General features: G+C 43.8%; 12 protein-coding genes. 7 read left to right on the top strand and 5 right to left on the bottom strand.

Annotated features, from left to right (window positions below; genetic code table 11):
- The first annotated feature begins 106 nt into the window (after positions 1 to 106).
- The 3 genes from SNR34_RS18440 (at position 107) to SNR34_RS18430 (ending at position 2678) form a co-directional block, all read left to right on the top strand.
- Positions 107 to 1033: a DUF2268 domain-containing putative Zn-dependent protease gene (locus SNR34_RS18440; RefSeq protein WP_486182487.1), complete on the top strand. Its 927-nt coding sequence runs from the start codon at positions 107 to 109 to the stop codon at positions 1031 to 1033.
- Positions 1008 to 1754, top strand: a complete 747-nt coding sequence (locus SNR34_RS18435) for a MerR family transcriptional regulator (RefSeq protein ID WP_486179885.1) — start codon at positions 1008 to 1010, stop codon at positions 1752 to 1754. Before SNR34_RS18440 ends, SNR34_RS18435 begins: the two co-directional genes overlap by 26 nt.
- A gap of 243 nt (positions 1755 to 1997) precedes the next feature.
- Complete coding sequence (locus SNR34_RS18430; protein ID WP_236412346.1) at positions 1998 to 2678, top strand: DUF421 domain-containing protein; 681 nt, start codon at positions 1998 to 2000, stop codon at positions 2676 to 2678.
- 135 nt (positions 2679 to 2813) lie between these two features.
- Here the strand turns inward: SNR34_RS18430 and SNR34_RS18425 are convergent, their stop codons facing one another.
- The gene (locus tag SNR34_RS18425) at positions 2814 to 3692 is read right to left on the bottom strand and encodes a helix-turn-helix domain-containing protein (protein WP_486179884.1); all 879 of its coding nucleotides are present in this window, start codon (positions 3690 to 3692) and stop codon (positions 2814 to 2816) included.
- A gap of 192 nt (positions 3693 to 3884) precedes the next feature.
- On the opposite strand from SNR34_RS18425, the gene SNR34_RS18420 reads away from it, so the two are divergent.
- A complete protein-coding gene (locus tag SNR34_RS18420; RefSeq protein ID WP_339272771.1) occupies positions 3885 to 5582 on the top strand; it encodes an ABC transporter substrate-binding protein in 1698 nt (565 codons plus the stop codon).
- Between the two features lie 185 nt (positions 5583 to 5767).
- Here the strand turns inward: SNR34_RS18420 and SNR34_RS18415 are convergent, their stop codons facing one another.
- Entirely contained in the window at positions 5768 to 8404 is a 2637-nt protein-coding gene (locus SNR34_RS18415) for a PAS domain S-box protein (RefSeq protein ID WP_486179883.1), read from the bottom strand.
- A 343-nt stretch (positions 8405 to 8747) separates the two neighbouring features.
- On the opposite strand from SNR34_RS18415, the gene SNR34_RS18410 reads away from it, so the two are divergent.
- Entirely contained in the window at positions 8748 to 9575 is an 828-nt protein-coding gene (locus SNR34_RS18410) for a manganese catalase (RefSeq protein ID WP_486179882.1), read from the top strand.
- 173 nt (positions 9576 to 9748) lie between these two features.
- Here SNR34_RS18410 and SNR34_RS18405 read toward each other — a convergent pair whose 3' ends face one another.
- From SNR34_RS18405 to SNR34_RS18395, 3 genes are all read right to left on the bottom strand, one after another.
- Complete coding sequence (locus SNR34_RS18405) at positions 9749 to 10984, bottom strand: CynX/NimT family MFS transporter (protein WP_486179881.1); 1236 nt, start codon at positions 10982 to 10984, stop codon at positions 9749 to 9751.
- Between the two features lie 220 nt (positions 10985 to 11204).
- Positions 11205 to 11765, bottom strand: a complete 561-nt coding sequence (locus SNR34_RS18400) for a helix-turn-helix domain-containing protein (protein WP_339272763.1) — start codon at positions 11763 to 11765, stop codon at positions 11205 to 11207.
- Positions 11766 to 12048: 283 nt separating this feature from the next.
- On the bottom strand, positions 12049 to 12681 hold the full coding sequence (locus tag SNR34_RS18395; protein WP_486179880.1) for an FMN-dependent NADH-azoreductase: 633 nt from the start codon (positions 12679 to 12681) through the stop codon (positions 12049 to 12051).
- A gap of 132 nt (positions 12682 to 12813) precedes the next feature.
- Between SNR34_RS18395 and SNR34_RS18390 the strand changes: the two genes are divergently transcribed.
- On the top strand, positions 12814 to 13173 hold the full coding sequence (locus SNR34_RS18390) for a winged helix-turn-helix transcriptional regulator (protein WP_236412354.1): 360 nt from the start codon (positions 12814 to 12816) through the stop codon (positions 13171 to 13173).
- A gap of 134 nt (positions 13174 to 13307) precedes the next feature.
- Positions 13308 to 13736, top strand: coding sequence for a DUF1259 domain-containing protein (locus tag SNR34_RS18385; RefSeq protein WP_343260193.1), 429 nt, complete (start codon positions 13308 to 13310; stop codon positions 13734 to 13736).
- Positions 13737 to 13766: the final 30 nt, after the last annotated feature.

Here is a 13766-nt window from a genome sequence, read left to right as displayed (position 1 = left end):
GTCGACGAGAATATCCCAGGCAAAGCATTACGAATTTCTCTCTTGACTATGACGTTAGGTCATAGTCCATACTCTCTCTATGAATACATCACTGGGAGTGAGAGATATGAACATAAAAACATTGCGTTCAGACCACATTTATCAAAATATAATCCAGGCTTCGCCCGACGAAAAGCTTGAATTATTCAGAAACGAAATGATGGCCCCTTTTATGAAGCAATGGGAAATTCAACAGATCCCTTTTAGAGCTGAAGAGGCGAACGGTTTTGACGTGGTTACGTTTAATAGTATGATGCATCGATCTCCTGATCAGATTACCCGGCAGATTTCACATGAGGTAGAGTTGATTTCGTCAGATTCTTTTTGGTTAGAGTGTGAGCACGCTGTAAGGAAAAGCCTCGGTCTATTTGTGGAACATGGTATAAGCCTCCCCGTATCCGAGTATTTGTTTACCATTCAACTAGGGAATCCGGAAAACCGTGCTTTAACCATAAATGAAGGATATAGCGGTTTTGGCGGCATTCCCGGATTTATCTGGGGGACGCTCCTGCCAAATGAGTACACGATTCCGCGAATGAAAGCTTCGCTGGCTCACGAATGCAACCATAATGTGCGCTATCAATTTATTCAGTGGGATCACAACGTTCATTTGGGCGAGCTCATCGTAAGTGAAGGATTAGCCGAAAATTATGCGACGTTCATGTTTGGAGAAGAATTGCTCGGCCCTTGGGTCACGAAAACGAACGTAGAAACACTTAACCAACGCATAAAGCCTGTGCTTAGAGAGCGATTGCAATTAACCGGGTTTGATCAATTGGCTCCGTATCTTTACGGAGACGAGATCGCCACCCTTCAAAACTTCAAACCGGTCAACATGCCTTATAGTGCCGGATACGCTTGCGGATATTATTTGATCCGATATTATTTAAGAAAAACAGGAAAAACGATTTTTGAGGCGACAATAACGCCTGCTGCTCAAATACTGGACGAAGTCAAAGGATTTTGGGATGAAGAAACGATTATTAACGGTTAAAGATATTGTTCGGATTACAGGCATTACAGGCCGGACTCTGCATTATTACGATCGAATCGATTTATTTAAACCGACGCATCTGACGGAAAAAGGGTATCGCTTATATGATCGAAGCAGTTTGGAAAAACTTCAAACGATTCTGTTCCTAAAGGAGTTGGAGTTTTCCTTGAAAGAAATTGCAGACATTTTAAAGCTGACCAGACAAGAACGTAAACAAATTTTGAAGAAGCAGAAACAAACGTTATTATCGAGAAAACAAAGACTGGAAACCATGATGGTAGCGATCGATGAATACGATTCGGGAATGGATATTAGCGATTTGCAAATCTTCAAGGATTCTTCCGTTTTACCATTGAAAGAACAGTATGCAAATGAGGCAAGATTCATTTATGGCGAAACAGAAGCGTATAAAGAGTATAATGAAACGTTGGAAAAATTATCGCTTGACGATAAAGAGAAACAGTTTCAATCCATGGAGAACATATTCAAACAAATGGCGTCTTGTGTGGATCAGGATCCTTCCTCCGATGAAGCTCAGCGATTAATCGAAGAGTGGAAAGAAAATCTGATGCAATTCATGACATGTGATGCAGAATTACTGGCTTGCATTGCCAATACTTACAAATTTGATGCACGATTCAGAAATTATTTTAATCAATATGGCCATGAAGGTTTAGCCGATTTTCTCTACAGTGCAATAATGCATAATATCCATCTGTAAACCTCTCCATGAATGGTGAATGCTCGACTCCCGATCTTAAAACAACAACCTGATGAATCGGCGTCATTTTGAAGTGATCTCGCTTAAAGGTAGACAAGTGTTTTATGCAACCTGTTAGGCATGAGCTCGGTATTATACCGGGTTTATGCCTTTTCATTTTGGCTTGATGGGGGCCGTTGTTTTTAATTGAAAGAAGTGGGTAATGGTTCTTCAATGATTGGTTCTAAGGGGAGGTTGGTCGATATGCTGTTGGAATTAAGCATCAAGCTGGTCATCAGTTTTTTCGGACTTTGGGTCATTACGTTCGTTACGGGAAGAAAAACGCTCAGTCAACTTACGCCATTGGATTTCCTATCTTCGTTGGTACTAAGCGAAATTGTGGGAAATACGCTGTATGACGATCAGGTCAACGTATCCCATCTTTTATTTGCTTTGGCAGTTTGGACGATCCTCTCCTACCTTTTTGAGAAAGCAACAACCCGTTTCGTTAAATTCGGGTATGCAGCAGAGGGGCGGGCTGTTCTTTTGATTGATAACGGTGAGGTGAACCAGAGTTTATTAAAAAAATATGACATTGAATATAAACAATTGCTCTCCATGCTTCGAAAACAGAACGTTTTTTCGCTTCAGGAGGTCAAACATGCCGTCCTGGAAATCGACGGATCTCTGTCCGTCCTTCGCAAGCCGGAGTACGAGCCTCCGACCGCCCAAGATTTGGGTCTTCAGGATATTTCCAATAGCTTGGCTATTACGGTCATTGATAAAGGGGAACTCCTGACGATGTCCCTGAGGGGAAAGAAAATGGACCCGGAAAAGGTCAAGCTTGATATGCAAAGGCAGGGGTATGACAATATTAAGGATATTGCATATGCGGAGTATGGCGAGGATGGAACGCTTTATATCATCCCTAGAGAGACAAAGTAGAAAGAATTCATTTGAGGACGATTACTCCATTTCGAGTTTTTGCTGCCCGGCAGCCGATCAAAAGGATCGGCTGTTTTCATTTGAATTAGGTTGAATACATCGTTAACGCCCGTGTCAAGCTATTGTTACTGTAGTTCAGGAAGTGGACTCTTTTTGCCTAAACTGCTTAGGTGACATTCCGTATACTTTATTAAATTGCCTTGAGAAATAATTGCTGTCATTGAATCCCGATTGATAAGAGACTTGAGTAATAGGCCACTGGGTCAATCTTAGAAGATGACAGGCGCGTTCCAACCGCAAACGCTGAAGGTACGCCATAGGCGATGTCTGATAAAACGATTTGAAAATCCGGTTTAAATGCCTTGTAGAAATATTGGAATGCGATGCGATGTCTTCCAGACTAATTTGTTCTAAATAATGATCCTCGATATAAGATACCGCCGTAGACAAATGCACTAAATGGGTTTTTGTTCCTCTTCCGCCGGATTCATGAAATCTGGACAAGTAAATTACCAATTCGATGAATTTTGAAGTCAATAACGTTTTATGACCTGGCTGCTTTAACTGGTATTCATCGATCATTTCGGCAACAAATGCTTCTACGTATTCGAAATCATTTAAGGGCATGGACAGATGATGCTGCTTCACCTTTTTATTTGTGCAGGAGGTCTCCGGAATAAACATAGACACATACCCATTTAACGAGTGTAAGTCAGGTCCAATGCGGTCCAATAATTCGGGTTTGAACATGATATTACATATTCTGAAGCTGCAGGGGTCTAAATAAGCATGTGCATCATGTCCATGAATGATAAAAACATGCCCTTTTTTGATAAACGTAACTTCATGGTTAACGACATGCGTTGCATGACCGTTAAGAACGATGACGAGTTCCAGAAAGTCCAGATGATTGTGTAAGGGGAAATCTTCATCATGGCCGCCATACTGAATAAAGAAAGGGAATTCCTCATCTTTCGTAAACCATCTTAAAGGGATATTCTTGATCGTAATCACCACTTATCAGGAAGGATGTCTTTATAATGCTATTCATTGGTCTAGAAAATCAAGGTTTGCTTCATAGACGAGATTTACGATAAAGAGAGGATGTTGAAGAAGGTAGAGCAAAAATAACATTTGAAAGCGCATTCTATTCATCTTGTTTTGCATCCTAATATCAAGAGAGCCAAATGCGGGGGGCGAAGATCAATGAAATCGGGAAAGATGAAACTGGGAGCGTTCATGCTTGCGACGACGCTGTTCATTGCCGGTTGTGGAAATGGAAATGCAGCCAACACGCCGGATTCGGAAGGAGGCGAGTCCAATCAGGCCGTTACGTTTACCTTTTTCGGAGCTGACGCAAGTCCCAATTGGAATAAAATGCAAGATGCGGTTGGAAAGAAAATCACCGAATTGACGGGCGTGACGATTAACGCGGAATACGATATTTCCAGCGGGGGAGGAAACGACCGCATTTCGCTCATGGCTGCAAGCGGGGACTATCCGGATTTGATTTTTCCTAAAGGGAATTTAACTAGATTGGTCGATGCCGGTGCGATGATTGATTTGACGGACCTGATTGAAGAACACGCGCCGAACTTGAAAAAGATTTATGGAGAACACTTTAACCGTTTGAAATATAGCAATGAAGATCCGTCCATATATTGGATTCCGACAAATGGCGCCATTGACCAAATATATTTCGATGCAAATAACGGGGCTGCCATTCAACATCGGGTCGTCAAAGAGCTTGGATACCCGGAAATCAAAACGTTGGAAGACTTTGAACAAGTACTGCGACAATTCTACGAAAAACATCCTACCACAGAAGACGGTCAACCAACCATCCCGTTGTCTCTTAGCGCTGACGGTTGGCGAAGAATGATTACGGTTACCGACCCGGCTGCCATGTCCACGGGAAGTCCAGGGGACGGTGAGTATTATATTGATCCCGAAACCTATGAGGCTGTACTGCATTACAAACGCCCTGAAGAAAAGGAGTACTTCCGTTGGTTGAATAAAATGTACAACGAGGGATTGTTGGACAAAGATAGTTTTGTACAGAAGGATGATCAGTATAAATCCAAAATTGCGAGCGGACGCGTCCTTTCCTTGCTTGATCCGAATTGGGGATACAGCGATGCAGAAAATGCGCTCAAAAGCGCAGGGAAGGATGAGATGACGTATGGATATTATCCCGTCACGCTTAATGAAGACTTTGTGCGAAAAGACTTTCAGGACATAGGTTTTGACGGATATGGCATCGGCATTACCGTGAATTGCGAAGATCCCGTGAGAGCCATTAAATTTTTGGATTGGATGTCCTCGGAAGAAGGGCAAATCCTGCGGAACTGGGGGATTGAAGGCGAACACTACGTCGTCAAAGACGGAGTTCGCACCATTCCGGAAGAAGTGCAAGAGCGAAAAAATAAGGACAATAATGCCTTCACTGCCGAATCCGGAATCGGTCTGTATTATATTTTTGGTGCGCACTATGGAGACGGCGTCAAAGATTCGACGGGGAACTACTACACTACCAATTATCCCGAACAAATTCAACAGAGTTACTCCAATGCCGAAAAAGAAGCGCTACAAGGTTATGGTATCACGACCTGGAAGGATCTGTTCCCATCCGAAGAACAATTTCCTGTCAAAGAATGGGGAGCCGCGTACAATATGCCGATCCCTTCGGATAGCGGAGATTACAACGTTGTATACCAGAAGACGCAGGATATCATACAAAAGCGTATTGCTGAAGCCGTTACATCCTCTCCGGATTCATTTGACGGAATTTACGACAACATGATTGCAGAACTCAACCAAGCGGGAGCGGAAGGCATGGAACAACAATATACCGAGTGGATCAAGGACCGCGTAAGATTATGGACAGGAAAAGATATAGATTAAAGGGATTCTTTTATTGAGAGGAGAAAAAACATCGTTTCGTGGAAAGCCGCTGGAACAGCGGTTTTTCTATGTTTTAAGAAAACAAATTTTTATCCAGTGGCGGAATGCATGCAATCAAGCCATAGATGGACGGATGTTCATCTATGGCTTGATACGAAACCTTCATCGTTAGCTTTGTTTGCAAATTATGAATGATTGATCTGGTTCTTGATATAATACATCTCCAGCACTTGCGTAATCGACTCGCCTTTAATAGGTTTGCTTACATATGCATCCATGCCTGCCTTCAAGCATTTATCCATGTCTCCTCTTACGGCATTTGCCGTTACCGCAACAATAAATGGACATGATTGGGGGTCAAGCATTTCCTTAATCGCTTTAGTCGCTTCAAAGCCATCCAGCCGCGGCATATGCACGTCCATAAAAACAATATCATACGCATGCCGTTTGACAGCCTCGACAGCTTCGGCACCGTCGACCACCAGGTCTACAAAGTGTCCTTTTTTCTCGATCATTCTGCCAAGGACAAGCTGATTCACCTCATTGTCTTCCGCGATCAGAATCCGAAGAGATGCCGATTTGTTCTTTTTCTGTTGTTGATCGAATGTGCTGCTCTCTTCATTGTTGTTCAACTTGAACCATGCGGTAAATGCAAAGGTTGTACCCGGTTCATCCGATTCTTCGATCCAGATATCACCCTGCATCAGCTCCACCAGCTTTTTGCTGATGGCAAGCCCGAGACCGGTGCCTTGAGGTTTGCGAGTCATGAAGTTTTCCAGCTGGTAGAACGGCTCAAACAATTGTTGTCTTTTCTCCGCCGGAATCCCTATTCCCGAATCCTTCACCGTGAATTGCAGCTGCACGTTGCTGCTGCACTGCTCTTTAACGCCGACATTGATTTCCACGCCGCCTTCTGAAGTGAATTTAACCGCGTTGCCGATGATATTGGTCAGTACTTGTTTAAGACGGTAAGCATCGCCATGCACCGGAGTCGGAATGGCATCATCCAGACATACACGGATATCCAGATTCTTTTCGCGAACCAGTGGTTTTACGATCTGCACCGTTTCTGTCACGATTTCTCGAAGATCAAACGGATCATCGACCAGCTCGGTTTTGCCTGACTCGATTTTGGAAAAATCAAGAATATCATTAATGATGGCCAGCAAGGAATCTCCGCTCTTCTGGATAATGCTGATATATTCCTTTTGTTCTCCGCTGAGTCCCGGCGTATCCAGCAGCAGGTCCGTCATCCCGATTACGCCGTTCATCGGGGTGCGAATTTCATGGCTCATCATGGCGAGAAATTCACTTTTGGCCTGATTCATTCTCTCGGCCGTCTCTTTGGCAACGAGCAGTTTTTTCTGTTCGGTAATGTCCTTTGCGATCAGATAAAACCCGACATTGGCCTTGTTGATAATGATCGGAGCAAGCGTAGCCAAGACTTCGGTCTCGTGGCCGTCCTTATGGCGAATGGTGTTGATTTCCTTCTCGGCCAACTCGTAATTGCTGCGGAGAATCAGACCTAGATTAACGGCTCCGATAAACCTTTGTATGCTTGTGCCGCTCATTTCAGCCACGGGACAGCCTGTCATTTTCACCGCTACAGGATTGGCATTCATAATGTTCCCATCCATGTTAAACGAGATAATGGCGTCATGATTATATTTTTTCAGCGATGTGTACCTTTCCACGGTCTCCTGCAGCTTGAATTCAATGAGTTTCCGCTCGGTAATATCCTGCAATGTCCCATTTAACTGTACTGGCTTGCAGTATTCATCAAACGTAATTAATCCGCGCAAGTGAAGATATTTCTCGCTGCCATTCTTGCTGATGTATTTGTACTCGAAATCAAGCGGCTCGCCTTGTTTTACCCAGCCGATTTTTTGTTGCAGAGATGCTGCATCCGCGGGATTCATGGCTTTAAAAACATCACTTGCCCGATATCGTTGGGGAGTGCGTTCGAGTTCAAGAATCTCAAAAATTTGATCTGAAATGGCGATTTGGTCATTGACCATATCCCATTCCCAACTGCCGATCATCGCGATACGCTCTGCCTCTGCAACGATCTCTTCATGTTTTTTTCGTTCGGAGACATCTCGTCCAATGAAAAGGATCTGCTGTTCATGCTCAGCATTTCCGATGATTTTATACGTGGTTTCGAACCAAAGATAATGACCGTCTTTATGGCGAATCCTAACATTCAGCATATTGCCAGAGGACAGGTCCATCTGTGAGATACGTTCCAGATCTTGGGGATGGAAATATGCAATGTTATCCTTGCCAATTATATCTTCGGGCGAGTAGCCCAGCAAATGCTGAACGGAAGGGGAGCAGAATCGACAGACGCCTTCACAATTCGTGATATAAATGATCTCCTGAGCATTATCCGAAATCAGTTTGAACATCTCTTCACTGTGCAATAGCTTCTGTTCGGACGCTTTACGATCCGTAATATCCACAATATGGCAAATGAAGTAAAGCGGCTCATCCGTCGTTTCGTCTCGAGCCAAGGAAACATGTAATGAAGTCCAAAGGACATTGCCATCTTTTTTGATGTATCGTTTTTCGTATTTATGTTCTTTCGATATACCTTCAAACAGCTCACAGGCATAGATCACATCTTGCGGCGAGTCCTCGGGATGCGTAATATCCTGGTAGCTGAGATTCAATAATTCCTCACTGGTAAAGCCCATCATATTGCAAAAAGCAGGGTTCACTTTCAGCCATTGCCCTGTCGGAGCAACGAGTGCAATTCCAATAGGCGCTAGGTTATATATCTGCTCGAATAATTCATGATGATCAACCTTTTGAACCTGCATTTTGAGCTCTCCTTTTGGTGTATAATACATCGTCGAAATTTAGTGTTTTGCGGATATCTTATGTTCAATAAGAAATCGTCGGTTAAAAACAACAATATGTGCTTAATACCCAGTATTCTAGCCAGTGAAACACCTCTTTTCAAGAGATTTGTGTCAAAGAAGCGGAAGCAGCTGAGCGTTATTGGAGCAGTGAGGCATATCGAATCCCGTCGAAACGATGGGTGAAACAAGCAGGAAAGTGGGAAGGTTGGTTGATCGGAAAGAGTTTACCCTCTGTTTAGAGCGATGTGAAAGGGTTATATACTTTTAGAAATCAATCCAACTTACAAACGGAGGAAATCATATGTTTCGACATCAGAAAGAGTTACAGTTCGAGGTTAAAGTAGATCGCCCTGATCCGGCATTTGCACGCCAGGTCCAGGAAGTACTGGGAGGGCAGTTCGGTGAAATGACAGTGATGATGCAGTACCTTTTTCAAGGGTTTAATTGTCGGGGCGAGGAAAAATACAAAGATATGCTGATGGATATCGGCACGGAGGAAATTGGCCATGTCGAAATGTTATGCGCATTGATTAGCCAGCTATTGGATGGCGCCACACCTGCCGAGCAGCAGAAAGCCGCTGAGGATCCCGTTACAGCTGCCATTATGGGAGGCATTAATCCCCAACATCTGCTTGTAAGCGGATTGGGCGGCTTACCTACCAACTCTACCGGCGTACCATGGAACGGTTCTTATATCGTGGCCAGCGGCAACCTTCTTGCAGACATGCGGTCTAATCTGCATGCCGAGAGTCAGGGCCGATTGCAAGTGGCGAGACTATATCAGATGACGAACGATGAAGGCGTCCGCGCGACTTTACGAAAAATGCTGGCACGGGATCGTTATCATCAATATCAATGGATGGCCGCCATTCAGGAGCTGGAAGAAAAGAATGGCGTCGTGGTACCGGCTTCCTTTCCGCCGGAGGCAGAGCAGGAGTCTCAACCTGAAGCCTACGAGTTCTGGAATCTATCTGAAGGAACCGAATCCAGCGAAGGGTTGTGGGCTAAAGGAAGCGCACCCGACGGAACCGGGGACTTCGTTTATTTATCACAACCTGTTGCAAAAGGGCAAAAATACGAGCCCGTTGTTCCCGCCAAAGAACTTCATCATGATTTGGATCATAATTGAATTGGAAGAGAGTAAGGTTGATCGAATGCGAGAGCCGCCGAGAGCGATCGATGTGGCGTGCTTTGATGGAAAAAATACAGAGTATTCTGATTCCAACAACAAAAGCCGCATGAACTGCGGCTTTTGTTCGTTATTTCACCTTCATCAATGGCTGCAACATTTTTTCAAGCCTATTATCGTTCTTTCCGTGCCGGCACGGAACTAGTTCGGCCGCCGACAACGCGGTTTTTTGCTGCTCCCATACCGACTACAAAGAGTAAGACCGAAGCGCCAAGCAGAATAAAGAGCGGCAGGCTCCAACTATTCGTCGCATCATGGAGATATCCTATAAGGGCTGGGCCGATTGCGGCAAGAAGATATCCGACCGATTGCGCCATGCCAGACAGTTCCGCTGCTTGATGCGCATTTTCAGTACGTAATCCGAAAAACATCATGGACAAACTAAAAGCGAAGCCTCCACCAATTCCAAGGATGACGATCCACAGCAAAATGATATCGGAGCTTCCGTAAAGAAGTCCGAGCGTCCCCGTCAAAAGCAAAATGGTTGTGATGATCACTAACAATCGTTGGTTAGACATACGCCCGGCAATAACGGGAACTATAAAAGTAAATGGAAGCAGTGCCAACTGCATGATCGAAAGGTACCATCCCGATTGGTTGGAGTCAATTCCTTGCTGCTTTAAAATTTCAGGCAACCAAGCGATCAACACATAGAAAACCATGGACTGTATCCCCATAAACAAGGTTACTTGCCAGGCAAGAGGAGATCGCCAAACATTCACAACGTTACGGGCCGTTTGTTGACTCGTCGTGGCTGTTTGCTTCATTTGATTTCTTAATTGAGGTAACCAACAGAGGATCGATACAAAGCTGAGGATCCCCCATATTCCCAATGCTCCCTGCCATTGCAAACCTGCGTTCACGGCTAACGGTACACTGATTCCCGATGCGATCGCCCCGCATAAACTCATTGAGATGGAGTAAACACCTGTCATGGAGCCAATGTTATTCGGGAAATCCCTTTTGATTATACTTGGCAATAATACATTGCATACGGCAATGGCGAATCCGAGAATGGCTGTCCCTATATACAGATTAACTGCGCCAGATAAAGAACGGATTACAATACCAACCGTCAGAAAGACGAGGGATATCAAAATGAGACGCTCAACCCCATACCTACGTCCTAAGTTCGGTACCAGAGGTGATAATAAGGCAAAGGCGAGCAAAGGTACCGTTGTGATCAGGCCTGCTAATGTATTTGAAATATGAACGTCATCCCTTATGAGACTGACTAGCGGACCGACCGAGGTTAAGGGAGTACGTAAATTAGCTGCGATAAAAATAATGCCGAGAATGATGAATCCTATAGAGGATGGTACGGCTTTTTTAATTTGGTTGTTCGGCATTCTTCATTTCTCCTCCTGTATTTTAAACGGATAAATTGTTTTCTGCTGATTGAAAAAACAATGCAATAACGTCCGCGCGGACAACAAAAGTATATTATAATATATTATTTTTTACAATAAACAAATTTAAATATATTTAAAATAATCAAAACAAAAAAAAGAACTCCACATTCCGTTACGGAAGTGTGGAGTTCTATTTAGTAAGTCATATTTTCGAATTTTATGGACCATACTTTAGGGAGATATGGAGCACGGTTTCGCTATCTGTAGGGTTTGTATAAGCGTGAGGACGATCCGCTCGAAAACTGATCGTATCATATTGATTCAATGTGTAAGTCTCTCCATTGACTTGAATTTCAATGGAGCCCGTCATGACTGTCGCAATTTCAGTTGTATTCACATGATGGCCTTCAGGGTGATACGAGCTATGTGGCTGTAAGTAAGCCCGACACATTTCAGTATCGTTACTTTTAAAAACGGGTTCAATCATCCAATTTTTTTGGTCATTCGAAAACCGCAAACCCTCGCCTGCTCGATACAAACTAACGGGGTCTTCTGATTTAAACAAAGCCATTAACGGTAAAGATATGCCCTTTGAAATTTTCCATAAAATCGCCAAGGTTGGATTTGTTTCGCCACGTTCGATATTCCCGAGAGTAAGTTTGCTTACGCCCGTTATCTCCGCTAAGTCGTCTAAACTCATGCTTTTTTCTTTTCTGTACCTTTTCAAGGCACCGCCGATCTGCAACACAAGTTGTTTGGATTCATCAACTTCATCCATTGGATATTCACCTCATCAAAAAACAGCTACAGTTATATAAACCGCACTAATCATTTTCACTAGGGCACTGCGAGTGCAGTACCATCTTCCAATCGCTGTTATCCCCAGATTTTTGGGATTCCCCTTTTCTAAGGAGAAAATCCGGTGATAAATGCGAACGCTTTGCTTCTCCAGATTGGTTCTGCCTCTCCGTTAACGTGTGTTTGTTTTTTGCGGTTTATATAGTATATCGTTTATCTAAATTCTTTTCCATAGGTGAGATATGATGAAGCCACAACTGCGATTAGAAACGTTTGGCGACTTCCTTAGCATGTGCAATTGCTTTTTCCTTAATCGCTGGAGCTTGTTCGGATGATGCCGTTCCTTCCACAAAAATGGCTTCAATCGATTGAATCCCGTAGAAATGCAGAACCTTTTTTAGATAACTGTATCCCATTTCAATCGGAGCAAGGGGACCTTCCGAATAAACGGAACCGCTAGCTTGAATGTGTAAGGCTTTCTTGCCGGACAACAAACCTACAGGACCATTTTCGGTATATTTGAACGTTTTGCCCGGAATGGAAGTCGCATCCGTATAGGCTTTCAAAACCGGCGGGATCGAGAAATTCCACATCGGTGAAACATACACGTACTTATCGACAGCCACGAATTGATCAATAATGGCTTCATGACGGGCTACTTTTGATTTCTCTTCATCAGACAGTTGATCGAAAGACGAACCCGACCGGATCTTTCCCCACCCCCGTAAAACATCGGCATCGATTGGCGGAATATCCTCTTGGTACAGATCGAGATGAATAATTTCATCGGTTGGATTTGCCTCACGATAAGCTTCTATAAATTTTTCCCCTACCGCGAGACTAAAAGATGACTGGGAATCCAGGGGATGGGCGGTGATGTAAAGTACAGTTGCCATAAATAAAAACTTCCCTTCTGTAATTAAAATAAATACACTTTCTGGATTAATCATATCGTATATATTTTAATTGTGAAGTACGCACAAATATGTGCTATAGTATTAAAAAAGGTACTGCAAAGGAGGCAAGGCATGCCAAAGAACCCCGGGCATTGCCAATTCGTTGTGGCGCTGGATTCAATTGTCGGCAAATGGAAGCCGATGATTCTTTATCATTTACTTCAAGGCAAACCTCTGAGGTTCAATGAGCTAAGAAGATTGCTGCCTGATATCACTCAAAGGATGCTTACGCTCCATCTGCGCGAATTGGAAGAGGAAGAGATCGTGAAACGAGTCGTTTATCCACAAATCCCGCCGAAAGTGGAGTACTCTATCACGGAATACGGCATGAGTCTGTCTCCGATTTTGGAAACCTTACATCAATGGGGAGCGGCCCATATTGAGCGCAAGCAGCTCAACAAGGCGAAAAATGAACAAACCGAAACGGACTAGCGTTCGACATTACGCTAGTCCGTTTTCATTCGCCGCTTTTAAAAATGGTCCTATTATACATGCTAGCAGCCTTCACCATATCTTTCACCCCTCCATAGTATGTTGGTATATTACAAGATTGGAGGAATGAACAGATGGCAATTAGTCCGCTTTGTAGACAATTCGCTTCTATTTTGAAGGCAACACCGCAGGTGATTAACGGTGTTTGTACAGCTTCTACGGTCAGAAATAACATCAAACCTACGATTTTAGGCAAAAAAACCAGATCGTTTCTGGCCATCCCTCAGGCATTTTCCTTTGAGAACATTGGCCGTAACGGGAGAGCATTATGCCTTGGCGAAACTGTCATTTTGACCGCGGAAATCAATCCATTTATTTCCCGGCTGCGCAGCCATGGCATCAAGGTCACTGCGCTTCATAACCACTGGTTATTTACCAACCCTAACCTGTGGTATATCCACTTCGAAAAGAACGAGAAACCGCTAACTTTCGCGAGAGACGTGCGTGATGCACTTAACGTCTTGACAACAAAAACAGTTCGGCCTGTTATTATCAAGAAATAACCGAACAGGGGTCCGCCAAAGGCGGACCTT

The sequence above is a fragment of the Paenibacillus sp. XP01 genome, from assembly GCF_057364885.1.
This window is presented reverse-complemented; position numbering and strand designations above follow the sequence as displayed.

Coding starts and splice junctions, on each gene's coding strand:
- SNR34_RS18440 (WP_486182487.1), top strand. CDS start 107: ATGAACATAAAAACATTGCGTTCAGACCACATTTATCAAAATATAATC.
- SNR34_RS18435 (WP_486179885.1), top strand. CDS start 1,008: ATGAAGAAACGATTATTAACGGTTAAAGATATTGTTCGGATTACAGGC.
- SNR34_RS18430 (WP_236412346.1), top strand. CDS start 1,998: ATGCTGTTGGAATTAAGCATCAAGCTGGTCATCAGTTTTTTCGGACTT.
- SNR34_RS18420 (WP_339272771.1), top strand. CDS start 3,885: ATGAAATCGGGAAAGATGAAACTGGGAGCGTTCATGCTTGCGACGACG.
- SNR34_RS18415 (WP_486179883.1), bottom strand. CDS start 8,404: ATGCAGGTTCAAAAGGTTGATCATCATGAATTATTCGAGCAGATATAT.
- SNR34_RS18410 (WP_486179882.1), top strand. CDS start 8,748: ATGTTTCGACATCAGAAAGAGTTACAGTTCGAGGTTAAAGTAGATCGC.
- SNR34_RS18405 (WP_486179881.1), bottom strand. CDS start 10,984: ATGCCGAACAACCAAATTAAAAAAGCCGTACCATCCTCTATAGGATTC.
- SNR34_RS18400 (WP_339272763.1), bottom strand. CDS start 11,765: ATGGATGAAGTTGATGAATCCAAACAACTTGTGTTGCAGATCGGCGGT.
- SNR34_RS18395 (WP_486179880.1), bottom strand. CDS start 12,681: ATGGCAACTGTACTTTACATCACCGCCCATCCCCTGGATTCCCAGTCA.
- SNR34_RS18390 (WP_236412354.1), top strand. CDS start 12,814: ATGCCAAAGAACCCCGGGCATTGCCAATTCGTTGTGGCGCTGGATTCA.
- SNR34_RS18385 (WP_343260193.1), top strand. CDS start 13,308: ATGGCAATTAGTCCGCTTTGTAGACAATTCGCTTCTATTTTGAAGGCA.